Source organism: Aeribacillus sp. JST-2 (assembly GCF_056032925.1).
The window spans coordinates 1-24293 of the sequence record NZ_JBVVUU010000018.1 but is presented as its reverse complement, the minus strand read 5'-3'; the positions used below and the strand labels follow the sequence as shown (position 1 = coordinate 24293).

Annotated in this window: 26 protein-coding genes and 1 pseudogene; 10 read left to right on the top strand and 17 right to left on the bottom strand. The window is 38.8% G+C overall.

What is annotated here, in order from left to right; genetic code table 11:
- Positions 1 to 157 precede the first annotated feature (157 nt).
- The 4 genes from AC0KTX_RS10565 to AC0KTX_RS10550 form a co-directional block, all read right to left on the bottom strand.
- Positions 158 to 565 (bottom strand): cytosolic protein, encoded by a 408-nt coding sequence (locus AC0KTX_RS10565; RefSeq protein ID WP_474252164.1) that lies wholly within the window; start codon positions 563 to 565, stop codon positions 158 to 160.
- 19 nt (positions 566 to 584) lie between these two features.
- Complete coding sequence (gene glsA / locus AC0KTX_RS10560) at positions 585 to 1508, bottom strand: glutaminase A (protein ID WP_474252163.1); 924 nt, start codon at positions 1506 to 1508, stop codon at positions 585 to 587.
- Between the two features lie 305 nt (positions 1509 to 1813).
- Positions 1814 to 2788 carry a bile acid:sodium symporter family protein gene (locus tag AC0KTX_RS10555; RefSeq protein WP_474252162.1) on the bottom strand — a complete coding sequence of 325 codons (975 nt, stop codon included), beginning with the start codon at positions 2786 to 2788 and terminating at the stop codon, positions 1814 to 1816.
- Positions 2789 to 3002: 214 nt separating this feature from the next.
- Positions 3003 to 3326 carry an antibiotic biosynthesis monooxygenase family protein gene (locus AC0KTX_RS10550; RefSeq protein ID WP_474252161.1) on the bottom strand — a complete coding sequence of 108 codons (324 nt, stop codon included), beginning with the start codon at positions 3324 to 3326 and terminating at the stop codon, positions 3003 to 3005.
- Between the two features lie 150 nt (positions 3327 to 3476).
- Here AC0KTX_RS10550 and AC0KTX_RS10545 point away from each other — a divergent pair, with 150 nt between their 5' ends.
- Complete coding sequence (locus AC0KTX_RS10545; protein ID WP_474252160.1) at positions 3477 to 4679, top strand: trans-sulfuration enzyme family protein; 1203 nt, start codon at positions 3477 to 3479, stop codon at positions 4677 to 4679.
- An 89-nt stretch (positions 4680 to 4768) separates the two neighbouring features.
- Complete coding sequence (locus tag AC0KTX_RS10540) at positions 4769 to 4894, top strand: hypothetical protein (RefSeq protein WP_474252159.1); 126 nt, start codon at positions 4769 to 4771, stop codon at positions 4892 to 4894.
- A 9-nt stretch (positions 4895 to 4903) separates the two neighbouring features.
- On the opposite strand, the pseudogene AC0KTX_RS10535 reads toward AC0KTX_RS10540, so the two are convergent.
- Together AC0KTX_RS10535 and AC0KTX_RS10530 are read right to left on the bottom strand one after the other, a co-directional pair.
- Positions 4904 to 4960, bottom strand: a pseudogene (locus AC0KTX_RS10535) (glycoside hydrolase family 2 protein); the annotation flags it as partial.
- A 374-nt stretch (positions 4961 to 5334) separates the two neighbouring features.
- On the bottom strand, positions 5335 to 6495 hold the full coding sequence (locus tag AC0KTX_RS10530) for an MFS transporter (RefSeq protein ID WP_474252158.1): 1161 nt from the start codon (positions 6493 to 6495) through the stop codon (positions 5335 to 5337).
- A gap of 462 nt (positions 6496 to 6957) precedes the next feature.
- On the opposite strand from AC0KTX_RS10530, the gene AC0KTX_RS10525 reads away from it, so the two are divergent.
- From AC0KTX_RS10525 to AC0KTX_RS10515, 3 genes are all read left to right on the top strand, one after another.
- A complete protein-coding gene (locus AC0KTX_RS10525; RefSeq protein ID WP_474252157.1) occupies positions 6958 to 7173 on the top strand; it encodes a hypothetical protein in 216 nt (71 codons plus the stop codon).
- Positions 7174 to 7179: 6 nt separating this feature from the next.
- Entirely contained in the window at positions 7180 to 7383 is a 204-nt protein-coding gene (locus AC0KTX_RS10520; protein WP_474252156.1) for a hypothetical protein, read from the top strand.
- Between the two features lie 501 nt (positions 7384 to 7884).
- Positions 7885 to 8520, top strand: coding sequence for an FMN-dependent NADH-azoreductase (locus tag AC0KTX_RS10515; protein ID WP_474252155.1), 636 nt, complete (start codon positions 7885 to 7887; stop codon positions 8518 to 8520).
- Between the two features lie 217 nt (positions 8521 to 8737).
- Here AC0KTX_RS10515 and AC0KTX_RS10510 read toward each other — a convergent pair whose 3' ends face one another.
- Entirely contained in the window at positions 8738 to 9520 is a 783-nt protein-coding gene (locus tag AC0KTX_RS10510; RefSeq protein ID WP_474252154.1) for a MerR family transcriptional regulator, read from the bottom strand.
- 59 nt (positions 9521 to 9579) lie between these two features.
- Between AC0KTX_RS10510 and AC0KTX_RS10505 the strand changes: the two genes are divergently transcribed.
- Complete coding sequence (locus tag AC0KTX_RS10505; protein WP_474252153.1) at positions 9580 to 10245, top strand: hypothetical protein; 666 nt, start codon at positions 9580 to 9582, stop codon at positions 10243 to 10245.
- Positions 10238 to 10594 carry a hypothetical protein gene (locus AC0KTX_RS10500; protein WP_474252152.1) on the top strand — a complete coding sequence of 119 codons (357 nt, stop codon included), beginning with the start codon at positions 10238 to 10240 and terminating at the stop codon, positions 10592 to 10594. The genes AC0KTX_RS10505 and AC0KTX_RS10500 overlap by 8 nt, the downstream gene beginning before the upstream one ends.
- Here the strand turns inward: AC0KTX_RS10500 and AC0KTX_RS10495 are convergent.
- From AC0KTX_RS10495 to AC0KTX_RS10470, 6 genes are all read right to left on the bottom strand, one after another.
- Entirely contained in the window at positions 10591 to 11055 is a 465-nt protein-coding gene (locus AC0KTX_RS10495; RefSeq protein ID WP_474252151.1) for a DinB family protein, read from the bottom strand. The genes AC0KTX_RS10500 and AC0KTX_RS10495 overlap by 4 nt on opposite strands.
- A 412-nt stretch (positions 11056 to 11467) precedes the next feature.
- Positions 11468 to 11923 (bottom strand): GNAT family N-acetyltransferase, encoded by a 456-nt coding sequence (locus tag AC0KTX_RS10490; protein ID WP_474252150.1) that lies wholly within the window; start codon positions 11921 to 11923, stop codon positions 11468 to 11470.
- 20 nt (positions 11924 to 11943) lie between these two features.
- Positions 11944 to 12978: a DUF1835 domain-containing protein gene (locus tag AC0KTX_RS10485; RefSeq protein WP_474252149.1), complete on the bottom strand. Its 1035-nt coding sequence runs from the start codon at positions 12976 to 12978 to the stop codon at positions 11944 to 11946.
- A 400-nt stretch (positions 12979 to 13378) separates the two neighbouring features.
- The gene (locus AC0KTX_RS10480) at positions 13379 to 13609 is read right to left on the bottom strand and encodes a hypothetical protein (protein ID WP_474252148.1); all 231 of its coding nucleotides are present in this window, start codon (positions 13607 to 13609) and stop codon (positions 13379 to 13381) included.
- Between the two features lie 158 nt (positions 13610 to 13767).
- Complete coding sequence (locus tag AC0KTX_RS10475; RefSeq protein ID WP_474252147.1) at positions 13768 to 14202, bottom strand: branched-chain amino acid ABC transporter substrate-binding protein; 435 nt, start codon at positions 14200 to 14202, stop codon at positions 13768 to 13770.
- The gene (locus tag AC0KTX_RS10470; RefSeq protein WP_474252146.1) at positions 14186 to 14407 is read right to left on the bottom strand and encodes a helix-turn-helix transcriptional regulator; all 222 of its coding nucleotides are present in this window, start codon (positions 14405 to 14407) and stop codon (positions 14186 to 14188) included. The genes AC0KTX_RS10475 and AC0KTX_RS10470 overlap by 17 nt, the downstream gene beginning before the upstream one ends.
- 552 nt (positions 14408 to 14959) lie before the next feature.
- Here AC0KTX_RS10470 and AC0KTX_RS10465 point away from each other — a divergent pair.
- Entirely contained in the window at positions 14960 to 16285 is a 1326-nt protein-coding gene (locus AC0KTX_RS10465; RefSeq protein WP_474252145.1) for a S8 family peptidase, read from the top strand.
- A 719-nt stretch (positions 16286 to 17004) separates the two neighbouring features.
- On the opposite strand, the gene AC0KTX_RS10460 is transcribed toward AC0KTX_RS10465, so the two are convergent.
- The 4 genes from AC0KTX_RS10460 to AC0KTX_RS10445 all read right to left on the bottom strand — a co-directional run bounded on the left by AC0KTX_RS10460 (position 17005) and on the right by AC0KTX_RS10445 (position 21918).
- Complete coding sequence (locus AC0KTX_RS10460; protein WP_474252144.1) at positions 17005 to 18933, bottom strand: glycoside hydrolase family 127 protein; 1929 nt, start codon at positions 18931 to 18933, stop codon at positions 17005 to 17007.
- Between the two features lie 52 nt (positions 18934 to 18985).
- The gene (locus tag AC0KTX_RS10455) at positions 18986 to 19813 is read right to left on the bottom strand and encodes a carbohydrate ABC transporter permease (RefSeq protein WP_474252143.1); all 828 of its coding nucleotides are present in this window, start codon (positions 19811 to 19813) and stop codon (positions 18986 to 18988) included.
- A 112-nt stretch (positions 19814 to 19925) separates the two neighbouring features.
- Positions 19926 to 20876, bottom strand: a complete 951-nt coding sequence (locus tag AC0KTX_RS10450) for a carbohydrate ABC transporter permease (protein ID WP_474252142.1) — start codon at positions 20874 to 20876, stop codon at positions 19926 to 19928.
- 58 nt (positions 20877 to 20934) lie between these two features.
- Entirely contained in the window at positions 20935 to 21918 is a 984-nt protein-coding gene (locus tag AC0KTX_RS10445; RefSeq protein WP_474252141.1) for an ABC transporter substrate-binding protein, read from the bottom strand.
- A gap of 1181 nt (positions 21919 to 23099) precedes the next feature.
- On the opposite strand from AC0KTX_RS10445, the gene AC0KTX_RS10440 reads away from it, so the two are divergent.
- Both AC0KTX_RS10440 and AC0KTX_RS10435 read left to right on the top strand, forming a co-directional pair.
- Positions 23100 to 23684 (top strand): TetR/AcrR family transcriptional regulator, encoded by a 585-nt coding sequence (locus AC0KTX_RS10440; protein ID WP_474252140.1) that lies wholly within the window; start codon positions 23100 to 23102, stop codon positions 23682 to 23684.
- Positions 23681 to 24091 (top strand): DUF5367 family protein, encoded by a 411-nt coding sequence (locus AC0KTX_RS10435; RefSeq protein WP_474252139.1) that lies wholly within the window; start codon positions 23681 to 23683, stop codon positions 24089 to 24091. The genes AC0KTX_RS10440 and AC0KTX_RS10435 overlap by 4 nt, the downstream gene beginning before the upstream one ends.
- Positions 24092 to 24293 lie beyond the last annotated feature (202 nt).

Genomic DNA, 24293 nt, shown 5'->3' with positions numbered 1-24293 from the left:
TAATGAGGACTTATCTGTCATTCGAATAAAAAAATCCCGACTTAAATTTTGCTAAAAAGCGGGATTTAACATTAATTATATTGCTATCAATGAACGAACCAAACCGAACGGGTTTGTTGTTTATAATCATCAAAGCGGCTTTTCCATTTTCATTGCCTTAATAAACTTCAACAGATTTTCCTTCTTCAACAATATGAAAAAGCAAGTGTGCCAAGTAATGGATGGAACCGTATATTTCCTCTTCTTCTTGCATCGCCATGTTTTCATCGCCGAATTCTAAGTCGTTCAGATAAAGGGCGATAAATTCATAAAAGTCTTTTAGCTCAAACCGATAGCATTCGCTCGGATCTTCCTCATCCTCCTCGTACCGGAGGGAGAGATAAGACACATGCCCATTTGCGTCCTCAGCATCAAAAAAGACAAAAAAACCTATATTTGTATCAAGATCAAATAAATGTCTTGTTCCCCCCTCTGTCGCCTTCTCAAAATCTTCCGGGCTCAGCTTTTGCACTTTCATTTCTCCGATATCGTCTTCACGATGAAATTTGACAGTAAATTCCTGCATCTTATATCTCCTCCTTAACTCAGAAAATGCTTAATGAATATGTTTTTGATAAAAATTCCAGCAGTTTGGTGCCGGTTAGGCTGTTGCCTTTATCATCCAAAGCCGGGCCAAATATGCCAATGCCGCACCTTCTTGGAACAGAAGCAAGAATTCCGCCGGAGACGCCGCTTTTTGCCGGAATCCCGATTTTAATCGCAAATTCCCCTGAAGCGTTATACATTCCGCAAGTGACCATAAAGGTTTTGCAAATACGCGCAATATCAAGGGGGATAATTTGTTCGTCCGTCAACGGATCGTGCCCATCCATTGCAAAAACGAGGCCGATGCGCGCCAAATCGATGCATGTCATTTCAATGGCGCATTGTTTCGTATAAAGATCCATCAGATCTTCAACATCTTCATCAATAATATGGTGCTGTCGAAGAAAATAACATAAAGAACGGTTTAAAAAAGCAGTTTCAAATTCGGATTGAGCGACTTCTTGCGAATAAGATATGATTGGATTTCCTGCAAGCTTGCGGACAAAACTAATGAGTCTCTGCAGCCGTTCATCCACCGTTCTTCCAGAAATCATATGCGTTACGGCCAAAGCGCCGGCATTGATCATCGGGTTTAGCGGCTTGGCAGGCTGAATTTCTTCCAGTTTGGCAATGGAATGAAACGGATCCCCCGTCGGTTCCATTCCGACTTTTTGGAATACCGCTTTCTCTCCATGATCCATGATGACAAGCGCTAATGCAATAATTTTTGAAATGCTTTGAAGCGTCACTTTTACCGTTACATCCCCAGCGTCAATGATCTGCCCATCAGGCATGTAAACAGCAATTGATAAATCATTCGGATTCGCCTTGCCAAGAGCCGGAATATAATTGGCAACTTTTCCTTGATGCGCATACTTTTTCGCTTCCTGAACAAAACGGATCAACTCTTCTTTTTTGTACATGTCGCCATCACCTTTTTTTAGTATGGCCGTTAAAATAATCGATATGTAATGGAGATCGCTGCTATCGCATTTTATATTTTTTAAATCAGCAGTTTCATAAGTCATCAAGACGCTTATACTTTTGGAAATTGTATTTTTTCAGAACTATTGTCATCTGCAAAAAACTTGTAAATTTTTAGGGGAAATCCAAAATATGCGGGGGAAAATTGAAGGACCGCTCAAGTTTTAAAAGAGGTTCCCTAAAAATACAAGAAAACGAGCGGTCATTTGTTTTTCAGCCTATGCTTGTATGCATGCAAAATCCATCATTTTGCATCTGCCGCATACTTTTTTTCAGCAAGCGAAGGATGATAAACTTTTTCAAGCATATGTCCATAGAAAGAAGCTAAAATTTGCTGGAAAAGCATGCCCATCACAACAGGAACCGCCACTTGCGGCGGAAAATAAGTGACCGCAAGCACTGCACCGGCGCTAATATTCCTCATTCCGCCCGTAAACGTTAAAGTGATGATATCATCCTGTTGAAATTTTAATAGACGCCCGGTCATCCATGAAAAAAAGTAGCCGCTTGTAGCAATCAAAAAAACGAAAAACCCAATCAAAATTAATTTTTTATTCGGGTTCGCCAAATAAGGAGCCACTACCGCACTGTTGATGATAACAACAAGCGATAAAGCTAATTTGGAAAACGGACTTAAAACGGCTGCAATACGCTGTTTCAATTCTTTTTTCGTCCACTCATTTACGAGCATTCCTAAAATGGAAGGCAGGATAATCATGAAAAATAAGCCAGACATCATATTCCATACGTCGATTTCTACCGTTCTCCCCACCAATACTAATAAACTGGCAGGAACGACAAAAGGAGAAATAAACGTATCTATTAATATAACAGCAAGAGCTAAAGCCAAATTTCCTTTATGGATTGATACCCAAATAAAGCTTGTAACACCAGTTGGAATGATCACGGCCAAAACTAAACCAATGATCGTGAAGCTGTCTTCTTGAAAAGCAAGATGGCCGACAGCAAACGCCCAAAGCGGGATGAAAAGATGAAGCAGCAAAAGAACGACGAAAATCGGCAGCGGATGCAAAAGAGCCTGCTTAAACGCATGAAAACTAAGATTTAAACTGCCCGCAAACGTAATAAAAGCAAAAATCCACGGAACAAGCTGAGAAAAATCGTCAAATATAGTTGAAAATACAATCCCGATCACAACACTTGACGGGGTTAAAAAAGGAAGCATCTTTTCCATTATGCTGTTTATGTTTTTTAACATTTTTCTCTCTCCAGTGTTAAGCTAAAATGAAAAGTTGCGCAATCCTAATGTTCACAAATAGTGAACAATCTTTCCTTCATTATATAATATGCAATTTTTTCTCACCAATCCAGCGCTATGTCAAAACATTTTGCGAAGTTACTATGAACCTAGTCTCATGCCTTTTCCCTTGGGTTTTTAAGGAAGCGGCCATTCTTCTGGGCTATAGTATCTATCAAATATGGAAAACCCTTTCCTCTTCTACTTTGCAAATTCTGATTGTATAACGTTTATACCATTCCATCCTGCCTTTATCCTGCGCCGCTTTATGCAAAGCATTTTCTTTCCAGCGTTTGATATCATCCAATGATTCCCAATATGAAACTGTAATTCCGTACCCATTCTCATTTCTTGCACTCTCTGCACCTAAAAAACCGGGCTGTTTGGACACCAATTGATCCATTTCCTTTGCCATTGCCTCATAACCATTGTCCCCTTCTGTTCTTTCCGATGTGAAAATCACGGCGTAATACTCGTTTAAACGTTTTGTATAATTCATTTTTCAAGCCCCCTTTCTTATCATAACGAAAAGTTTCATACTGTTTTATCATATAATGAACAAAAATGAATTCTCAAACTAGTTTTATTTTTTTTAATAATAGATATATAATATCTATAAAATTACTTTGATTTAAGGGAGAAATAAATAATGAAAAGAAATGAACAAGAACAACGGAATCCTCAAGCACTCAGAGATGAAACAATTGTCATCCATGGCGACGATTCTATAACGGACGAAAAAGGAGTCAATCCTGCTATTTACTATTCCGCAACATTCAAGGCACATAGTGCAAGCGAATTTTCTGAAATTGCTGGAACACCTCGTCATCCGCAATATTACACACGTTACGGAAACCCAGTGCATGAACGGGTGCAAAAAATTGTAGCAGATCTTGAAGGAACGGAAACAGCTTTAGTAACCGGCTCTGGTATGGGAGCGATAGCGACAACTATTTTATCGCTTGTAGCAGCAGGCGATCATGTGATTGCCCAAAAAAATCATTATATGAGCACAACGAAAATTATGGATGAGCTGCTGCCGAAATTTGGTGTTGACGTGACGTTCGTTGACCAATCCGACACTTCTGCGTTTGAAGAAGCAATTCGGCCGAATACAAAACTTATTATGGTTGAGACGCCTGCCAATCCTACATTGGTATTGACAGATTTAGCTGCAGTGTGTGATCTTGCCCGCAAGAATGGCATTATCGTTGTTGCGGACAATACATTTGCTTCCCCTATCAATCAGCGTCCACATGATTTTGGGGTTGATGTTGTTGTCCACAGCGCAACGAAATACATGGGCGGCCATCATGATTTGACAGCTGGCGTCATTTGCACAAACGAGGAATTAGCTGAACGTATTTGGAATACGCATATTTCCATCGGTTCAGTGCTTTCGCCTATGGATGGGTGGCTGTTGCTGAGAGGTTTGCGCACCCTTCCTATGCGGATCGAACGGATTAACGCAAATGCCTTGGCGTTAGCCAAATTTCTCGAGAAACAGCCGCAAGTTGAGCGGGTATATTATCCGGGGCTGCCAAGCCATCCGCAGCACGAGCTTGCTAAGCGGCAAATGAAAGGCTTTGGTGCCGTTATTGCCTTTTCCATTAAGGGCGGTTATGCTGAAACACAGCGCTTTGTTTCCGCATTAAAGCTTCCTCCTAACGCTGTAAGCCTTGGCGGAGTCGAGTCTCTCGTTGTACATACAGCAGCGATGTGGGAAGGAACAATGAACGAAGAACAAATGCAGCTCGCAGGAATCCCGGCAAACTTCGTGCGCTTCTCTGTCGGCATTGAACATATTGAAGATTTAAAAGCAGATGTTAAACAAGCATTGCAAAAAATTTGATTGTTTTTAAAATAATGGAACATTCACCATCAAAAATAAAAATTTCTTCTCACTAGGAAAATTTGCTCCTAGTGAGAAGAGAAACACAAATGTTTTTTGAACATGGAAAAATTTTAATTCTGCGCCATTTCCCATTCCCATATTGTCTTGCCACCAACCAATGGATTGATCGCAAAAATATTGATTTTGTCCATCATGATCTCTTTGCCGGATAAGTGTCTTAATTGAATGACCTTTGTTTCCCCGGGCAATAAATCAAAAAAATTGTCGGAGCAAACAATTTCTTCTTGCGGTATATCTCATGTACCCCGTATATAAAAGATCTTGCCTAAATCATAATTAAACTGTAATCCAGGAGCAACTCTCAACAGCGTAAAAAAAGCCACATAAGAAGGTCGAGACCTAATGTTTGTAAAAGCCTACTCTCGGTTCAGCAAACTTTGTCTCCGAAAATAGAACCAATTAATGTCCGCTTCTTTTTACACAAATTCCTAGACTTCATTCATAAGAACTCAAGGTTACTTTAAATGATAGTACTATTTATTCAAGTTATTCAGCTTGAAAACCACGGTGATTTCGTTTCAACAACTGCAAAAGAAAAACAAAAAAAGCTGTGCAATCTTCGCACAGCTAAAATGCCTGCAAACAGCGTTGTTTATAAATTTCTTTCCATGCTCTTTACTTTCGGCATTCCTTTCTCTTTTATAAAGAAGGCATAGTAGACAGCCAATCCAACAGAGCCAAGCAGCGCTAAACACCCCGATATTTGGTAAAGCGTATCGCCGCCGAACTCGTCAAAAATCTTCCCCCCTGCTAATGAACCGATAATTCCTGAAAAAGCAAAAAATGTAGACAAAAATAACAGCTGCCCTGTCGCTTGGAACTCTTTCGGCACAAGCTTCGTAACGAATTGAAAAGAACAGAGGTAAAAAACCCCGTATGACAGACCATGAAGCACCTGCAAAAAAATCAATTGATACGGCGATTCGATCACAGAGAATAAAAACCAGCGAATGCAGTATATGAAAGCAGCAATGATTAAAAACATAATTTCGTTCGATCGAGCCATCCAATATGAGCTGAATAAAAAAACAACCGCTTCCGCCACCACTGCAATAAACCAGGCCCAGCCAATGAGTGTTTCACTTCCGCCAAGCGATTTTATGTAAATGCCAATGAAGCTGTCATTGGTACGATGAGGCACTGTAATAAACACAATCATAAACAAAAACAAAAAAAAGCGGGGATTGGCAGCCACTTTGAAAGCACCTCGAAGGGATACCGGCTTTTGTTTATTCTCTACATCCGTAACCTTCCAAACGATGCAGAAAGCAATGACTGCATAAAACAAAAACAAATATAAAATATTTTCAATTCCGATGACAGAAAAAACCTGCCCCGCCACTAAGGAAGTGATCGCAAAACCGATCGACCCCCACATTCTAACTTTGCCAAATGAAATTCCCGCACTGGCTGTAACCCTTTGGGTCAAGCTGTCTCCAAGCGCACCAGTCGGAGCCATAAACGTAAAAAAAATACCGCATAATAGCAAAATCGACCAAAATGATTCCATTTGAAACAAAATGATGCTGACAACAATGACACACGAAAGACAGATCAACAAAATTTTTTTGACGGTTTTATATTTGTCGCTCATATACCCCCAAAAAGGCTGTGAGAATAAAGCGGCAAAAGGACCGACAGCAAGCAGCCAGCCGATTTCCATTGGTGTTAACCCCCGGTGCTGAAAATAAATCGGAAGAAAACTGTTCGTAATCGTAACGGCAGAGTGAAAGAAAAGCAAAAACGCCCCCACATAAAAAATTCTCCGATCTATTGTTTATTCCCCCTTTTCATTTTTATAAAAAAAGCAAACGTTTTCATAAATAAGATGCAATGTTTGTATAATAATTAAACAATATTATAAAGAATTTATTGTGAAATTTCACCATTTTCTTAAATATTTCCTAACAGCCTCAATTCTGTTGCTTTTGGAAAAACAGATGATGCAGCACCAAAAAATATGCATGCGGGAGCAGCCACCTATTTTGAAAGAACAGCAAAACATATCCCAACGCAAGCGCTAAAGTTGAGAACATCAGGCTGCAAGCGGCGAAGATGCTGGCAAAGCACTGAAAGCTGTTCAAAAGCAGGGCTTCAAACGTTATCCAAATGTTGAAAACCAGAGTGGGACATTCCAAAATTTTCAGCTTCATATCAGAACATATATTCGCATATAATAAAAATAGAACAAACGTTCTTTACCGGGGTGGTTTTCATGAACAGTTTGCTGCAAAAAGCCAAAACGAACGGAACCGTTTTAAAAATGTTCTATATGAGCAATCAGGGCGATATAACCGAACGGTTAATTACCGTAAAAGATTTTAATGAAAACTACATTCAAGCTTACTGCCATTTTCGGAAAAAATATCGCACATTTAAACGCAGCAACATTCTTTCCATTGGTTTCATGAAAAAACGAAAAACAGGGTGAAAAAGCGTGAGCAGGTATCATATTATGCTGACATACTATCAAGGACGCGAAAGAGTTGTACAAGTCATGGATTTCAGCGGCGCGCAAATCATTACATTTACAATGGAGGAATTTGAAAAAGATGTGTTGCCGCCGGAGTTAAAAGAATATATGAAAACAATTGAAAAAGAAATAACGGAAGGTCGATGGGATTATTGGAAAAGAATTTGAGAAACGGCACTTGCCTGCCTTTCTTCTAATTTTGCTGCCGTTCAAACTGATGAATTTCCATTTCGTTTATCAAACGAGCTTCACATCAACATGTATTTTTCCAAATATTTCTTTTTTTCAACGATAACAGAATAGTAAAATGTTCATTGGTAAAAGCTAATATCAAACCATTTATAGGGGGCAGCAGACCGATGGATGAAAAATCGGTTTACACGGAAGCATTCAGAATTATGAATTTTCCGATTATGAACCATTAGCCAATGAACCTTTTGTATTGACAGATGAGATGAGAAAAAATATTAGCGGAAATCCGTTTATAATGGAGTAGCTGAAAATGCATGCTTGTCAAAAATTAGACAAATTTTTCCGTAAGCAAATCAGTTGAAATCGAAAATAAATTCCGCTAAGATTGTCTCGAAATAGAGATTTTTAAAATTAAAATTTATAAATTTTAATTTTTTACAAAATTAAAATACAAAAAGTTAGAGAGGAATGGTATCATTGGCAAAAGTATTGTACATCACAGCACATCCACACGATGACACCCAATCCTACAGTATGGCTGTAGGGAAGGCTTTTATCGAAACCTATAAGGAAGTGCATCCTGATCATGAGGTGGTTCACCTTGATCTATATAAAGAATATATTCCCCAAATTGATGTTGATGTATTTAACGGCTGGGGAAAACTGAAATCCGGCAAAAGCTTTGAGGAACTTTCCTCAGAGGAAAAAGCGAAAGTTGGACGGCTTTCAGAACTATGTGAACAATTTATTGCCGCAGATAAATATGTGTTTGTCACACCTTTATGGAATTTTTCATTCCCTCCTGTCATGAAAGCCTATATGGATGCAGTGGCAGTTGCCGGAAAAACATTTAAATACACCGAGCAAGGATCGGTAGGATTATTGACAGATAAAAAAGCCCTGCATATTCAAGCACGCGGAGGCATTTATTCGGAAGGTCCGGCAGCGCAAATGGAAATGGGGCACCGTTATTTAAGCGTCATGATGCAATTCTTCGGCGTTCCGTCTTTTGAAGGTTTATTTGTTGAAGGTCATGCGGCCATGCCTGAAAAAGCAGAAGAAATTAAAGAAAAAGCTATTTCCCGGGCAAAAGATCTGGCTCATACGTTTTAAAAAACAAGGGGCAGTTCTAAGTCGATTTTTCGACTTAGAGCAGACCCCTTTTTCATGTAGTAACGTTGATGGATCAATGTTTCAGTTTTTTAAATTTAATGAAATTCCTCTTTTCGGACAGCCCCTTGCTGCTTTTTTTATTAGGAAAAACTCTTTAAACAGCAAATTCCCTTTTTCCAACGATCTCCCACAAGAGGGCTGCCGAAGCTTTTTCTTTCTATTTTTCAGAAAAATTTCTAATTTTCATTCCCGTATAAACAAAGACAGCGTCTCTTAAAAATTCAGCGGCTCCCGGATGTTGTTTGTCATAATAAGCTCTAAACCTTTCATCCTCTACATACATTTGCGTTACGCCTCTATGCGCTTCCTTCGTATATCGGGGCCAAAAAAAGCTTAACCATTGGCGATGAAGGTCGGCGGCTTTTTGTGCTAATTCGCCTGCCGGATCTCCGGTTAAAAACGCCTCATTCAGTACGTTCAAAACCTCCTCTCCCAGCTTGTTCGCCTCAGCATACTGCTCCTCTGTCATTTCCCTCAATTTTTGATTGGATTGATTGACGATCTCTTCTCCATATTTGGCTCTTATCTCTTCCCCGTATTTCTTTTCATTTTCATCAATCAGTTTCTGCTTAAAAGCCTCAAATTTTTCGTTGTCGCTCATCGTGATCCTCCCTTCTTGAGCTGCCAATGTTTTCTCAACATTTGCTATTAATAAATTTAATTGCTCGCGTTTTGCCAGAAGTTTTTCGCGATGTTCTTTTAAAGCCTTGATGCCGTCAAAAGATCGAGAGTTGACAATTTTTTTAATCGTCTCCAAATCAACATCAAGTTCCCTGTAAAAGAGAATTTGCTGCAGCTTATCAACTTCTTTTTGTCCATAGATGCGATATCCGGACGAATTGATTCTCGCCGGCTTCAGAATGCCTATTTCATCGTAATATCGCAATGTTCTTCCTGTTACTCCAGCCAATTTTGCGAGTTGATGGACTGTATACTCCATCGCTTCACCTCCTGACAAAATCATCATAATCCTTTACGCAGCGTCAATGTAAAGAGCAAATGACGACAATACAATGGTATAATAAAAAAAATGGCGAGGTTGTGAGCGAATTGGCATTTTTATCAAGCACTCTCCGCAAAAACATGCCTTACGTAACGGCGAAGTTAACTGGCGCGGGTCTTTCATTATTTTTGTTCTTCACGGCTTTATTATTTATTACTGATTTTGATTTGTATGAATTTTCTAAAACGATAGATGCGCCGCTCATTTGGCTAGTGTTCTACGGATACGGAATGATATGCTCCATGTTCATTGACTGGCTTTCCAAGAAAACGCCCGCTCTCAAAAAAACGATGAAAATCATTCTTTATATTCTTGCAGGATCGATTATTTTTCTTCCGATGGGATGGATGGCAGCAATAATTGGCGGTGCAGTCGGAGCGATTTGTTCGCTCATCTTTTATTATGGGACGCACTTATCGCGAAAAAATACGTTTTTTACCTGTTGCTTTTCCTTTTGTGCTCCGCTCGTTTTGCTTATGATTGGAACCATTGATTTTACTGTGAAAGAAAATTGGCATGAAGTAAAAAAAGCCTCCAGCTTCACAGCCCGTTTTGACTATTTCAACGGGGCGCATGTGGTTCCGATTGCTGCAGAGAAAGGTGTTTTCTGTAAAATTTACCAATTTTCAAGAAGGTGGTTATGGTTTCCATGTATTGAATGACGAAAACGACTTCATTGGGATGAAAACTGTCAATGAACAGACCTATCAAATTGAAGCAAAAGAAAGCGGAATTTACCGAATCATCGTCGAAGGCGACGATTTAAAAGGAAGTTTCCTAGTCACTTGGGACGTGAAACAGCCGGAAGCCGATACAGTTGAACTGCCCGAATTAAGCCGGTTTACATATGAAGTGCCGCTCACCACGATGAGTTTGGCGAGACGAAGCATGCTGCATTTAATGGAAATGGGGTGGGAAGGGAACCCCATCCTATTTTATTGCTTGTCCCATCGAATCACTAAAAAAACGAGACGACGTTCCAAATGGATCATCATCCCGTTTTTTATTTAACCACGTTTAACAAATAATGGAAGGTCTGTATGCCCCATTTCACGCACGTACACAAACAGCTGCCCTTTATGATGAATTTCATGATCCATGGCTGTTTGCAGCAGTTGTGCTCCTGACATTTTCGCACCAAAAATTTTCGTTAGATCGATTATGCGCTCAAACTCATCATCTGTTAAAGACTCAAGCAATGTTACCGTTTCTTTCGTATACACTTCTGCAAGTTCATTAAGATCGGCCGTTTCCACATCCAGTTTTCTGGAAAAAGCAGCGGGGTCTCCGCTTTTTGCTGTGTTGGCAAACTGATAGAAAGATTGCAAAATATGAGACGCCAATTGTTTTGCCGACATCGAGGTTGGCGTTGGTTTGAAATCATAATGACTTTGATCGATTTTGCCAATCAACTCTATTGCAACATTGCGATGTGATAAAAAATATTGAACAAACTGATTTGCTCTGCTCATTCATAACCCTCCATCTTCCATTTGTATCACTTTCATCCTAAAGTGAATAAACGGATTTTGCAAAAAATATGGTTTATGTAAACTGTTTTTCCCTCAACTATTCTCCTGCTAGCCTGTTGAATTTTGTGGATTCCCCTAAAGTTTCATAACTCAATAGGTTGTTGTTGTGTCAATGGTTCTGGCAAATTTCCCGTCCAGTTGTATTGGTAAATACGGACAACCCTAAGAAGTTGATTTATTCTAAGCTGCCCCTAACATGTTTACCGCTTTCCGTATGATATAAGGAGCGCGCCCAAAAACATTGACATATGATGGATCCGATTAAATTGCCGTTATACAACCTAAAGCGGATCGATTTTTCCTTTAATGAAACTTCCTGCTTATGTTAACCTTTGCCATGATCAACAGCCGCTTAGCGGATGATTTTTTTAAATACACTCAATGACAATTGATCTGAAATATGGTGCTTTCCTGTCTCGACATACCCATTTTTCAAATAAAACTTCACGGCCGGCGTGTTATTTGCAGCAGTTGCCACGAGGATTTCATAAATATTCCGATCGAACGTCTCGACGAAACGGATTAGGGAACTGGCTATTCCTTTTCGAAAATGAGCTGGTGAAACAAACAAGCGATGAATATCCAAAACGTTTTTCGTTTTTTTAAAAGAAATGACGCCGGCTAATTCCCGCTTTATAAAACAACCGTAAAATGTTTCCTTGCAATGCTGAAGTGATTCAACGGTGTCTTTCAGTGGCGGGAGATCAAAAAAATGGATGAGTTTTGCTTCTGATTGATATGACGGAATTTGCAGTTTTAATACTTGCTCTGCAATGTTTGCATCCGTTATATCGAGTTCCTTGATCATTCTTTTCCCCTCCACTCCATTCAGTGGATGATTTTTACTTGATAGTAGCGCATTGCTTTCAAACTGCCTTCCATTTCAAAAATTCCTTTTTCAATGAGCTTTCTTACCCGGTATTCGATAAACTGATCCCCGACATACTGTTCTAAATGACCGATAACTTCGCCGATCAGTCTGGCGGCTTTCATATAATCTTTCTTTCCCTGTTGTCTATGCAGTTTTTTCGCCTTATGGATGATGAATGAATCAAAATAATCTTCCGGGACGCTATGTATCTTTCCATTTCGCCATATTCTCAATTTTCCGCGATCGTTTGACAGTTCCAGCCATTCTTGTTCCAGTTGCTCTCGTTCCAACTGTGATAAAGGCTGCTTTTTTTGCCCGCAAAGTATTTGAATTTTTTCAATCGCTATTTCACCGGAGTGAAGCGGAACGAACTGTATATGAGGGGAATGAAAATGATCATGATACGCTTTTGTTGTGTTGATCATCATGATTTGATGAGGCCTGTCCCTTAATAAATAAAGAACAAACCGCATTCCTGTCTGTTCGTGGGCGTTTTCTCCAGTCCATATTGTAATCGGCGTACCATCCGGTATCGATATGATTTGCCGAATCGTTTGTTGGAATTTTTGTTGATATACGAGATGATCGTCTTCCTCGTTCATGTTTTGCTTCAACCAATCAAATCTCGCTTTGACACCGTTCTCTTCTTCAAGATGAAAGACCGGGCCTACAGAGAATAATTCCCAAAATGAAATGATCCGTTCTTTTTCATCCAGCCCTAAATTTTTCAAACTTATTCTTAAACTGCCCTCAGCGGAAGGTCCAAACACAATATGCACCATCTGAACGTTCCTTTTTTCGTCCATTTCCTGCCGTTCCAGCCTATCCACAATCTTTTTCTTGATTTCTAGGACATCTTGAATAAAATTTGCCTGTGTGTATTCAGTTACTTTAACTAAATCGGCTTTAAGAAAGATGTGAAACAGCAAGGACTTCACTTCTTTTTCCGGCAATGCGCTGAGAACTTTTTTTAATTTTTCAATTTCAAGCATTTAAAAACTCCTTTCTTTGTCCGTGCCCCGTACTGTCTTATTCTAAAAACTTCATCCTCGATAAGTGGAAATGACGGCCACACCATTTGAAAAAACCCTTATTAATATTTATTTCGATCTCCATTAGCAAATTCCTTCTTCACATACTTTGCTAAACATTTAACATTTCGGCTTATATCCAGTTTTCATGGCCTTAATGAAAAATGCGATATTTCTTCTCTTACCGCAAGTCCAGGAAAAGAGCATTTCCTTATCCCCGCCACTTGTGCAAAGGCTTTCCATCCTTTGCTTATTGGACGGAAAGCCTTCCAAGAATTCAACATGAAAAATGTGGGCAAGGAACGAATGCATTTAACTAATGGATTAGGCTTCCTGCCATTTACGATAAATAGCCGTTCGGTTAATACCCGCCATAGCTCGGATAATATCCGCCGTAACCGTGGTGGTAGCCGTGGCCGTGGTGATAGCCGTAGCCTGGATAGTACCCGCCGTAGCCATGATGATAACCGTAGCCTGGATAATACCCGCCGTAGCCGTGATGATAGCCATAGCCCGGATAGTACCCGCCGTGGCCGTGGTGATAGCCGTAACCAGAATAACCATCATAACTTCCAACATATTGTCTTTCCATTTCTTTCTCCTCCTCATTTTTTTCAAAATAGTGTATGTGTCTATCTGCAAAAACGATATAGGCATTTACCCATTTTAAGGCGGGAAGCGTTTTTTTTACTTACAATCGCCCCGAGATTTAGAGGAGCATGTCGCTGCTTCAAAAACTAGGCAGAATTTTTATTCATCTTCTTCGTCTTCAAGTTTCTTTTTTCTTAAATAATGGATGTATGAATAAGGTGCGAGCATGCATAAGAAGAGGGCGATACCAATTGCTATTGAATCTTTCAGGCTGCTTTCAGGACTTAAATAAACGAGCAGACCGATCACGAAATTAATACCTAAAATAACAGACAAACCTTTGTAGAAAGAACTAGGTTTTATTTGTTTACTTGGATTTTCGTGATCAATAGAAATACTCATTTGTGAATATCCCAATACAATGGCCGTGATCATAAATACAAGCCATAAAGGTTGATGTGTCATGCTGGCAATACCGTTAGCCAAGGCATCATGGAGCAAAATCCCTATAATCCCCACCGACTGGACAACAAACGCTAGCCGTATGTTTTTTAAATTTTTTAATACTAAGCGTTCATCAGTAATTTTTTTCATCATTTTCACTCTCCCTTTCTACCCAAAATAATTCATCTAATGTTTTATTTACGGCATAGCAAATTTCTAAACACAATTTTAATGTTGGGTTATACTTACCTTTTTCAATCAAGCTGATTGTTTGCCTTGTAACTCCCGTTTTTTCAGCTAATTGCTGCTGAGTTAAGTTTGCTTGAATCCGTGCGACTTTTACGTTGTTATCCATTTATAAATCACCTCTTCATAACTATATTGTAATATATATTTTCTGTTTTTCAATATATATATTACATTTTTCACATATATTTTACATTACAAAAACGGAATCTGCTTAAATACCTTTAATTGGGAATAAAATTTTTTATTGATACAAAAATATGCATTTCTTTTGAAGGAACTTTAAAGAGGGAAAATATCTGAGGGAAGTTTTTACTCTTTTCTCCCAAACTTTTTCTTGAAAGTAAAATCATAGTTTCTTTACGGACTAAATAAAAAATGAAATATCCAAATGATCGCAAATACTGTTATCCAATTAGATTCCCTTTTACCATATTCGCGCTCATAACTAAATTAATCGGTATTAAATTACAGCACAATTATTTTTCCTATCTTTTTTTCTTTCATGGAATTTACTGATAAAAAAATCCTTCTTTTCTAATTTTTTATAACGACCTGCCAAGCAAATCACCCAAATTCCTCCCCTATTGGGTATACAACGTTACGGGTATCCGATTCATCACATAAATTAACAGCAAAATTTTAGATAAGGGTGAGGTCGATGTTCGGATACTCAATGGTGAAAATGGTTCGGGAAAACGCCCACAAACTGGATCAGCCATTGCGTACTAAAATTTTGGAAATGTACAAACCTTTTAAATGGGTTCCGTGTTTTTTCCATAAATGGATGGAACAATTGATAAAAAGGAGCAAAAAAATTTCCGTTATTGTTGAATTTCAAGAAAACAGTTTTCAGGAAGGCCTTCAAGAAATCAATCATATTGTAGAACAACATAAAAGATGCAAAGTGCGAAAAAATTTTTCGATTGCATGCTGCTGCAGTCTTGATGTCACTCCCACTTCATTAGAAAAAATCATCTCCAATTGCCAACATGTGAAAAAGGTTTATTTAAATAGGGAAGTAAAAGCTTTATTAAATGTTGCGGTGCCAAGTGCCAATGCACAAAATATTGTCCGAAATGGGAAAAAATTAACGGGTAAAGGTGTAACGGTTGCTGTTCTCGACACGGGGATTTATCCACATAAAGACCTATCCGGAAGAATCGTAGATTTTGTTGATTTTATTAATCAGCGGACTGTTCCATACGATGATAATGGACATGGAACCCATTGTGCTGGAGACATTGCAGCAAACGGCTCATCTTCCTCGGGAAAATACAGAGGTCCTGCACCAGAAGCAAATCTCATTGGTGTGAAAGTGTTAGATAAAAGGGGTAGCGGCTTGATGGAAACCGTTATGCAGGGGGTCGAATGGTGCATCCGTTATAATGAAACAAACCAGTCGAATAAAATCCGTATTATTAACTTGTCCCTTGGAAGTACGCCTGAACCATTTCCTAAGGAAAATGATGATCCAATGGTTCGAATCGTGGAAAGGGCTTGGAAAAGCGGGATTGTCGTTTGTGCAGCTGCCGGAAATGAAGGATCTGCCCCAAGAACGATTTCCAGCCCCGGTATCAGCGATAGAATTATAACAGTCGGTGCATCTGACGATCATAATACGATTGATAGAAAAGATGATAATGTTGCAAACTTCTCAAGCAGAGGGGCAACCATTTATGGCGTCACAAAACCGGATTTGTTGGCTCCGGGTGTAAATATTATTTCATTGCGCGCCCCAAAATCATATTTGGACAGAACCCAAAAATCAAGCCGTGTGGGGACTGATTATTTCATGCTCTCCGGAACATCGATGGCCACACCGATTTGCGCCGGTGTCTGCGCTTTAATTCTCCAAAGAAATCCAAATATTAATCCTGATGAAGTTAAGAAGCTTTTAAAAAACGGGGCTGATTTATGGAGAAACGTAGATCCCAATACCTATGGCGCAGGCCATTTAAATGCTGAAAATTCCGTTCCGAAATAATTTTTATCCCGCTACACAGTAAAACAGTTAGTTTAAAATTCGACAAATCCTTTACAATGGTTGGACAGGTCGTTCCTGCCCAAATCCAGAGTAAAGGATAAACTCTATTGGCAATTGTCTACTTGACAAGGGCAGTCTATTTTAAGATCGGGCAGGAATAAAATTTTCTAATAAATTTATATGGATGTTGGAAAGACTGAAAAATAATTTGCTTGGGGTGGAACAATTCTCCTCGGTCATTGAAAAGGCGCGCTGCAATTACCATTCCATCGCAAACAGGGTATATTTTTCACAATGGTAATTAACGAACAGCTTTAGCCGTATTCGTAACTTTCATAGATTTGAATGGATATGAGTTCACAATGGCGAATAAAGAGGCAGAAGATTTTACCGTTTATCTTGCTGAGAATGATTGCAAAATAACTAGCGTCTCAAAAACAATATGAATGTAATTGCAAAAGCAACCGCAATAAAAAAATCATCCACCCTTTAAAGCCAAAAGCAAGGTGGATGTTTCAACCGCTATCTGTCTGTTCCCATTAAAAAGATTTCGTTTCATTGCATCCGCCATCAAAAAGAGCCTTCACTTTTACCTTATGTTAGATTCCAATATTTTAAAAATATGATTCTTGCTGTTTTTGAATTTCAGGAAGCAAGGCATATTCTTTAAAACTTGGAAATCAGAAAATGTCTGTACTTTCTTCCCACTTCAATTGATCTTATTTTTCATGAATCCAGACTAACATTTCTCCGCTTTCCCGGTTGCACCAAGCATAATAAGGAACTGCTTTCAATTTTGCTGTTCTTGTTTGCACATTTTTCACTGGTTTGTACAATTCATCATCCCATACCGCCCCATCAATTCGCTCTGCTTCACCAGTAATAACCGTAACACCACCGAGTAGATCGGGTTCAAAGCTGGCAAACAGTTTTGCATCACGACTGAGGTAGATATTTGGCAAATTTGAGCCATTATCCACTTCTTCCAAGCAGTACACAATTGGACCTCGCTGTAATGCAACTTTGCCGGCATTTGCCCGCACATTTGGATTTGCCTTTATACGTTCAATCGGCATCGGAAGGAATAATTCAATCTGATCATCATTTTGCCATGTACGTTTTAAATACGCATATCCATTTTTTAGGAATGGAGTTATATCGACCGCCTCACCGTTTATTTTTAGTTGAGCACCTCTGCACCATCCAGGAATGCGCAGTCCAAGTGTAAATTCACAATCTGATTGTGGTGAAACGGTAATGGTTACGGTGCCATCCCAAGGATAGTCAGTTTTTTGGGATACCCCCACAATTTGGCCGTTTACATTCGCATATATTTCACTGCCAACATATAGATGTACAAACAGTTCATTTTGTTTAAGCGAATAGATATAATGACCAATAGAAGCAATTAACCTTGCTAAGTTAGGCGGGCAACAAGCACAACTGAACCATTTTTGCCTGACTGGTTTTACATGCCGTTTATCATGGCGAGTGCATGCCTCTGGCCAAACTTCAAGAGGATTGACATAAAAGAATTTTTTTCCGTCTAAGTTCATTCCGCTGATTGTACTGTTATATAAAGCACGCTCCATTACGTCTGCATATTTTCCATTCATCTCAAGATTCAGCATACGATTCGCCCAAAACACTAATGCAATTGATGCGCATGTTTCCGCATATGCTGTATCGTTCGGCAAGTCAAAGTCAAACGTAAAAGATTCCCCAAACGCACTTGAGCCAACTCCTCCAGTTATATACATTTTTCGTTTCGTTACATTTTCCCATAATGTTTTGCAAGTTTCCTTTAAAGATTCATCCTTGGTTTTTGAGGCAAGATCTGCCATGGCTGTATACATATACAGTGCTCTTACCGCGTGTCCGACAGCCTTTGTTTGTTCCCTGACAGGAATATGGGCTTGGTGATAGATATAGCCATCATGAAACCAAAAAGGTTTGGTTTCCCCTCTTTCTTTTTTCTCTATATCAAAATAATGGGGCTGCTGTCCGCGCTCATTAATAAAATATTTACTTAAATTCAAATACCTTTCATTCCCTGTGACATCATAAAGTTTTAAAAGAGCCAGTTCAATTTCTTGATGTCCCGGGTATCCGGGAATCTGGTTATCGCCTTTGCCAAAAACAGCGGCAATATAATCGGCGTATTTGCAAACAATGTTTAAAAATCGCTTTTTCCCGGTCGCTTTGTAATAAGCGACAGCTGCCTCAATAAGATGTCCTGCACAATACAGTTCATGATTATCTCTAAGATTTGTCCAGCGTTTACCAGGCTCCTTTACGGAATAAAACGTGTTTAGATAACCATCCGGCTGTTGCGCTTTTTCCAACAGTTCAATGACCTCATCCGCCATTTTTTCCAATTCAGCATTAGGTTCGCTTTCCAGACAATAAGCCACCGCTTCCAGCCACTTTGCAACATCGCTATCTTGAAATACCATCCCGTAAAATTCACCTTCTGATTCGCCAGCAGCAATTCTTAAATTTTCAATTGCATGGCTCTGTTCTGCATCGGGAATTCGGTCATTTAAAGCCTCCCATTGGTAAGGAATCACTTCATCCCTCACAACATTCATAAATTTTTTCCAAAATTTATCATCTACTTTCACATTTTTGATAATTGTCGATTTCATTTCAAACCACTCCCTTATCATGTACTTTAAAAAATTTTCCTCCTCTAAAAGATTATGAATCTTTTAAACCTGATAACGTCACACCACGAATAAAGAAGTCCTGAGCCAATAAGAAAATGATGATAACCGGCAAAAGACTAAGAACAGTTCCTGCCATTAATACAGGCCAATCAGTAGAATACATTCCCTGCATCGATGCTAAACCTAAAGGCAAAGTCATCTTTTCCAATGAATTAATAAAAACAAGCGGACCAAGAAAATCATTCCATGTTCCCATAAAGATAAACACTCCTAAGGTGGCAAGAGCAGGTTTGGATAACGGGATAAAAATTCTCCAATAAATGCCAAAAGGTGTGCAGCCATCGATCTTTGCTGCATCTTCGAGCGCAGTCGGAATGGTAAGGAAAAACTGGCGCATTAGAAACGTGCCGAAAGCGGAAACGAGTCCGGGCAAAATGAGTGCAGCATGCGTATCAACGAATCCATAATGGCGCATTAAAATAAAATTTGGAATCATCGTAACTTGCCCGGGAACCATCATAGTTGCCAGATATAAGCCAAATAAAAGATCGCGGTAACGGAACTTAAGACGTGCAAATACATATCCTGCCATGGAACTTGTAATTAATTGACCAATGACTACAATCACTGTTATTTTCATGCTATTCCAAAAGAACAGCCCAAAGGGAAACCGATCAGAAACTCGAAGATAATTCTCCCAGTGAATGTTTTCACCAAACATTTTCGGCGGAAATATAAATACTTCTCCCATACTTTTAAGCGAAGTACTAATCATCCATAAAAAAGGAAAGATCATGACCGCTGCCCCTAAGCTGAGAATTATGTGAGAAATAGCTCTTTTGGCTAAACTTTTTTTCATAAACTCCTCCCCTATTTTTTCGATTTGTTTGCCGAGATCAGTCGTGCAATCTTCCACGCTTTAAAAATCTAAAAAATCTTTAGTCTCCGTTGAACTTTTGACACCGCCTTTTTTAATAGATTTGCGATTTTTTCTGACGCCAAAACTGTATGAGAGTGATAATAGCAATGATAAAGAACAGAACATAAGACATCGCACTTGCATATCCCATCTTAAAAAATTGGAAAGCGTTTTCGTAAATATAATGAACCATAACAGATGTTGATCTTGCCGGTCCTCCCTGAGTCATAAGAAAGACTGAATCAAATACTTGAAAAGAACCAATGACTGACATAACTGATACAAAAAAAGTGGTTGGAGATAGAAGAGGAATCGTAATATGACGGAACTTTTTCAACCATGTTGCCCCATCGATATCTGCCGCTTCGTAATAACTCTCAGGAATAGCTTGTAATCCTGCAAGAAAAATTAACATATTAAAACCTACGTTTTTCCAAATGCTTGTTACAATGACAGCTGGCATCGCCCACTTTGTACTTGTCAACCAGCTCGGACCTTCAATACCAAAAACACTTAAAAAGTAGTTCAACACTCCGTATTCTGGATTATAAATCCACTGCCAGATGACAGCCACAGCAACCATCGATGAAATGACTGGCAGAAAATATGCAGCCCTATAAAACTTAATGCCTCTTAGCCCTTGGTTAAGCGCTACCGCCAATAATAGAGAAATCACTATTCCTATTGGCACGGATACAATTGTAAAGTAAAGAGTGTTTCCAAACACTTTTATAAAAATCTCATCTTGGAATAAGTTTATATAATTTTGAATGCCAACAAACTTCATAGGCTGCAAAAGATCCCATTCAGTAAAACTAAGCAGAAAAGAAGCCAAAACAGGCCATAATGTAAATAATAGAAAGCCAATAAGATTGGGCAGTAATAAAACAATTGCCCATGTATATTCTTTATAAAATAAGTTTTTTAAAAACTTTTTCCTTGTCTCCGGTTCTGATTTTTTAACCAACGGTGCAGCTTCACTTAATAGTTTCTGCGATTTCATTTCACCACCCCTTATTTGAAACGCCCTAGGAAATGGCCCTAGGGCGATTTCAAATTTTTTAATCCCTTTGATTTTGCAGTTCAACATTTGAACGTTTGTCAATCCGCTCTGCTACTCTATCTATTGACACTCCATCGTAATAGAATTTATCTAATTCCTCAGTAATGATAGAGCTTACTTTATTATTAGAAAGAAAGGCATTAGGATAAGGTTTGGCATCTCTGAAAAAAGTCGCCATTTCTTTAAATCCTTCCGGATGCACATCCTCGTTATACCATTTTTTGATGCCTTCATCGGTATATAAAGATTGACGGTTTGGCATCCATAAACCTTCCTTAACTAATTGAGTTTGATATTCCTCAGAAGAAAGGAAACTGATTAATTTCCAGGCCTCTTCAGGGTGTTTCGTTTTAGCCGAGGCAGCATGCACGTGTGCTTGGCCGTGTGTAACTGATTCTTTAAATTTTGGCAAAGGGGCTGCTCCAACAGGGAAGTTCATGGAAGCTAATTCCTGCAGCGCCCACGATCCATCCACAAGCATTGCTACCTTTCCGGTTTGCAGCATTTGCGTAGGCCTCATACCGATTTTTTCAAGAACACTGGCCTCTGGAGCTACACCTTCTTTCACACGTAAATCTAAAACAGCCTGTAAAACCTCTTTCACCTCAGGAGTATTAAAAGTTGATTTTGTAAAATCATTATTATATGGACTTCCTCCATTTGAAAAATATTCGGCTGTTGTCATATAATTGTTTTCAAGGCCAAACACGCCATACTGAGTTACTTTGTCCCCATCTTTTTTAGTGAGCTGTTTGGCAGCCTCTACAAATTGTTCCCATGTCCACGCCTTTTCTGGATTACTAGGCGGATACGGAACCCCTGCTTTATCAAACAGATCTTTGTTATAAAAAAGAACGGGAGATACAGTACAACTGCTTACACCGAAGATTTTCTGGCTATGTATCCAAGGCCGTTCGGTGATAAATAGTCCACCTGAAATAAAATGAACAGGCTTATTGATATTAATCTTTAAAACCTTCATAGCATCCCTCTCTCTACTTCTTTCATTTTTTCGAAAACTTATGCTTGTAACATGAATTGGTCAATGAAAGGAAGTGCGGCTGAAAATAGAGATCTTCTATACTTTTTTGCAGCTTGTTTGTTCATTTAGCAGCCTTTACTTATCAAGAGCAATTCACGTAATGAAAAACATAATAGATCAATCAACCGTTGCGCATGGCAATATATCAGGATCACCCGCATTTCTAAAGAATACCTGATCGTTGTTGAACCAAAACCAGTGATTTTCACCATTTGTTCGGCACCTGCATTTTTAATACAACTGTTCCAGCCATCCCAGCGCTGTTGGTAGAGCTCATATTGTGGATCGAGGTATATCTGAACTTTCTAGAGTTTTTTTCAAAAAATGATATTAAACGGAATTTTTTTAATGTGTATAAGGCAGCTTTTTCTTTAGGCGCAAATTAAAAAACTCAAGGAATGTGTCTTCCATTTTTTATCACCTGTTCAGCAAATTGATCTTGAATTTAGAGATCTTCACTCCGTTCGCTAAAAAGCTTCTCCAATGAGATTTGGCGAGGAGGTATCACCTGTTTTGCATCAGCTGCGCCATCCCTTTCACATCTTTTTCGCTGAACTTTACATGAAATTGACTCGTATAAAATCACCATCTCGCAATTTAACAATATACTCATGATTCATTTAATCATGACCGGGTGCAGCAAAAATCAAGCGACCCGACCCATCAGATGTTCTTTCAAATGGCTTTTTGCCCAACCTACCAAAGATTGAAATCTTTGGATAGGATCGCAAAAGTTTCATTCAATGTCCCAATGTCTTGTGCGAGAATAATCACTGAGTAGATGCGATATTGAAATTTTGAAAAAAAAATAGAAGGCGCTCTATCATAAATGTACGCATTGCAGGCGAAGTACATTTAGATGAGGCCTTCTTATTGGGGAGAATTATATCAAAAATATATGGACAAATAAAGAACGCATATAAAATCTGATTAAGTTGGAAAAACACATCCAGTTATTGTACTCATAAAAAAGGACAAGTTAGACTGTTAAATGCAGCAGTGAAGAAGACTGAAAAAACTTGGCACATACTAAAATAAAATTTGATTGATTATTCAAAAAATGAATGGTAAAATTTTCTTAGTTAAGTTAGTTATCTGAATAACTAATAAGGAGTGAAAACATGGCAAAGCCGAATGTGATTAGTAAAAATGATCTCATTAAATCCGCGAAGAAGTGTTTAGTCAAAAACGGAATTGAAAAATTCACTTTGAGGGCGGTTGCCGAAATGGCAGGGGTTACACAAGGGACTGTTTACTATCATTTCCGAACAAAAGAACAATTATTATTGGATATTGTCAAAGATATTTGCGACAGTTCTTGGAACGAAATATCCAAAAGTGATGAAAATATCATTCAACAGGCGATCGAGTCAGCCAAGAGCCGCTGTTCTCATGATTCATTTTTTCATAAATTGTTCTTAACGCTCGTCGTTTCAGGTTTTCATCATGATAAAATCAGGGAACAGCTTGAGGGGATTATTTTAAAAGAAAATAAAGCTCTAGCGGAAAATTTATTAAAAATTTGGCCTTCATCACCAATTAAAGGAATTTCGCTTGACACATGGGCGATATTTTTAAACGCTGTTGTAGACGGAATCGCCTTACAGGCTCTATTGTCAAAAAATTTTCCGGTAGAGAAAACATACGCAGAACTTGAGAAATTATTTATAGCATTGAGCGGCTTACAAGAGGTGGAGAACAAATGAAAGGATATTTGTACACAGCATGCTGGAGCGTTTTTGTTTGGTTTTTTGCCACAATGTTTTTTGTTATGTTTGGGGACAGCGTTCTTTTCAGACCGGGTACAGCGGAGTTTGCTGTCAGCTTCTCTTTGCTAATAGCTGGAACAGGGGTGTTATTGGCAGGAGCCACGTATTTATATGTATTGTTTGACAAAGCCGAAAATGCACCGCTGAAATTTGGATTCATCGGCACGATCGTTGGTTTAATTTTAGATACTTTTTCTTTATCCAACCACCAGCTGATTTTTCCTAAGCTTGATGAGCCGCAGGTTATCGCTTTTGCAGCATGGATGTCTTTTGCCTACGCATTATATTTATTAATACCTGCCATGATAAATGAATTCATGAAAAAGAAGCTTAAACCCGAATGAATTAAAATGCAATCACAAAAAATCATCTGCCTTTGAAAAGCAAGGCAGATGTTGAGGGCATTGTATGACTGTTCGAATTTAAAGGGATTTCGCCTTATCAAAACGTAAGTCTTTTCTTTTCCTTACTGTACTTGAGCAAATTTACTAACATAAATTTACAAATAAACATAAAAAGAGACATGAACCGATTCCTTGGTTAGAA

Excerpts from the sequence above, each read along its gene's own strand:
- AC0KTX_RS10565 (WP_474252164.1), bottom strand. The coding sequence starts at position 565 with ATGCAGGAATTTACTGTCAAATTTCATCGTGAAGACGATATCGGAGAA.
- glsA (WP_474252163.1), bottom strand. The coding sequence starts at position 1,508 with ATGTACAAAAAAGAAGAGTTGATCCGTTTTGTTCAGGAAGCGAAAAAG.
- AC0KTX_RS10555 (WP_474252162.1), bottom strand. The coding sequence starts at position 2,788 with ATGTTAAAAAACATAAACAGCATAATGGAAAAGATGCTTCCTTTTTTA.
- AC0KTX_RS10550 (WP_474252161.1), bottom strand. The coding sequence starts at position 3,326 with ATGAATTATACAAAACGTTTAAACGAGTATTACGCCGTGATTTTCACA.
- AC0KTX_RS10545 (WP_474252160.1), top strand. The coding sequence starts at position 3,477 with ATGAAAAGAAATGAACAAGAACAACGGAATCCTCAAGCACTCAGAGAT.
- AC0KTX_RS10540 (WP_474252159.1), top strand. The coding sequence starts at position 4,769 with ATGTTTTTTGAACATGGAAAAATTTTAATTCTGCGCCATTTCCCATTC.
- AC0KTX_RS10525 (WP_474252157.1), top strand. The coding sequence starts at position 6,958 with ATGAACAGTTTGCTGCAAAAAGCCAAAACGAACGGAACCGTTTTAAAA.
- AC0KTX_RS10510 (WP_474252154.1), bottom strand. The coding sequence starts at position 9,520 with ATGGAGTATACAGTCCATCAACTCGCAAAATTGGCTGGAGTAACAGGA.
- AC0KTX_RS10505 (WP_474252153.1), top strand. The coding sequence starts at position 9,580 with ATGACGACAATACAATGGTATAATAAAAAAAATGGCGAGGTTGTGAGC.
- AC0KTX_RS10495 (WP_474252151.1), bottom strand. The coding sequence starts at position 11,055 with ATGAGCAGAGCAAATCAGTTTGTTCAATATTTTTTATCACATCGCAAT.
- AC0KTX_RS10490 (WP_474252150.1), bottom strand. The coding sequence starts at position 11,923 with ATGATCAAGGAACTCGATATAACGGATGCAAACATTGCAGAGCAAGTA.
- AC0KTX_RS10485 (WP_474252149.1), bottom strand. The coding sequence starts at position 12,978 with ATGCTTGAAATTGAAAAATTAAAAAAAGTTCTCAGCGCATTGCCGGAA.
- AC0KTX_RS10480 (WP_474252148.1), bottom strand. The coding sequence starts at position 13,609 with ATGGAAAGACAATATGTTGGAAGTTATGATGGTTATTCTGGTTACGGC.
- AC0KTX_RS10475 (WP_474252147.1), bottom strand. The coding sequence starts at position 14,202 with ATGAAAAAAATTACTGATGAACGCTTAGTATTAAAAAATTTAAAAAAC.
- AC0KTX_RS10470 (WP_474252146.1), bottom strand. The coding sequence starts at position 14,407 with ATGGATAACAACGTAAAAGTCGCACGGATTCAAGCAAACTTAACTCAG.
- AC0KTX_RS10465 (WP_474252145.1), top strand. The coding sequence starts at position 14,960 with ATGTTCGGATACTCAATGGTGAAAATGGTTCGGGAAAACGCCCACAAA.
- AC0KTX_RS10460 (WP_474252144.1), bottom strand. The coding sequence starts at position 18,933 with ATGAAATCGACAATTATCAAAAATGTGAAAGTAGATGATAAATTTTGG.
- AC0KTX_RS10455 (WP_474252143.1), bottom strand. The coding sequence starts at position 19,813 with ATGAAAAAAAGTTTAGCCAAAAGAGCTATTTCTCACATAATTCTCAGC.
- AC0KTX_RS10450 (WP_474252142.1), bottom strand. The coding sequence starts at position 20,876 with ATGAAATCGCAGAAACTATTAAGTGAAGCTGCACCGTTGGTTAAAAAA.
- AC0KTX_RS10445 (WP_474252141.1), bottom strand. The coding sequence starts at position 21,918 with ATGAAGGTTTTAAAGATTAATATCAATAAGCCTGTTCATTTTATTTCA.
- AC0KTX_RS10440 (WP_474252140.1), top strand. The coding sequence starts at position 23,100 with ATGGCAAAGCCGAATGTGATTAGTAAAAATGATCTCATTAAATCCGCG.
- AC0KTX_RS10435 (WP_474252139.1), top strand. The coding sequence starts at position 23,681 with ATGAAAGGATATTTGTACACAGCATGCTGGAGCGTTTTTGTTTGGTTT.